We start from the raw sequence: 876 nt of genomic DNA, 5'->3' as shown, positions 1-876 counted from the left end.
CAAGATAAGTGTATCAGTATTTACTAGTAAAATAAACTCAAATGATCTCGTCAATATTTTGCATAACTTAGGCTACGAAGTATCCTGTTACAGTCAATTGCACACTATTGATATTCCTAGTCATATAAAAAAATAATATCAATATTATCTACTGTATCGATAGTACAGAGTTTCTGGAAAAGTCATCCAAACATCTCAATGCAGGTGGCTTGATCATCGCGATTATTGATGAATCTAGTCTTTACAGAAGTCGGATATATAACATCGGAGTATATGATTATATCTCAACTCCCATTATCCCCTCTGAAGTCAGAGTACGTATCAAGTCCGCCATTCATAATATTTTAAGAAACAGGGAATCTTCCAAACAGAACATCTATTCGCCTGAGATTCGCTTTGAATACCTGCGCTCAAAAAAGATAAAAAACAGAAGCAATTACAGGGGATATGAACTGGTAATGAATACCTGTCAATACGTTCTTCAAAATCTATCTAAAAAACTCTCAACAACTTCTATAGCCCATGCCATGGCAACAAATAAAAATTCTCTCTCAAACGCATTTAGTAATGTCTTGGGCATTAGCTTGTTTAAATGGATACGCGAGGAGCGATTATTCAAAGCTAAGTGGCTGCTTTCTACTACGGAATTAAGTATTCAAGAGATAGGTTTTGAAGTGGGTTATGAAAATACTTCAAACTTCGCTACCACATTTAAAGCAAAGTTTTCACTCTCTCCAACAGCCTTCAGAAAATCAGTTATTCAAATCGGGTAAGGGCGGGTCTCTAACCCGCCCTCCCCACACCACCTAGCATGCGGGTCCGCACTAGGCGGTTCATCAAGCATAGTGAAACTTAATCCATAGCTCCCTGACAGAG

1 protein-coding gene is annotated in these 876 nt (G+C 37.8%); it reads left to right on the top strand.

Annotation, left to right across the window (positions count from 1 at the left end):
- The first annotated feature begins 209 nt into the window (after window positions 1-209).
- The gene (locus CODIS_RS20310) at window positions 210-773 is read left to right on the top strand and encodes a helix-turn-helix domain-containing protein (protein WP_069128474.1); all 564 of its coding nucleotides are present in this window, start codon (window positions 210-212) and stop codon (window positions 771-773) included.
- Window positions 774-876 lie beyond the last annotated feature (103 nt).

The sequence above is a fragment of the Candidatus Thiodiazotropha endolucinida genome (genome assembly GCF_001715975.1).
GTDB classification, from domain to species: domain Bacteria; phylum Pseudomonadota; class Gammaproteobacteria; order Chromatiales; family Chromatiaceae; genus Thiodiazotropha; species Thiodiazotropha endolucinida.
The sequence above is the reverse complement of the archived record's forward strand: the minus strand, read 5'-3'. Positions and strand labels throughout refer to the sequence as shown.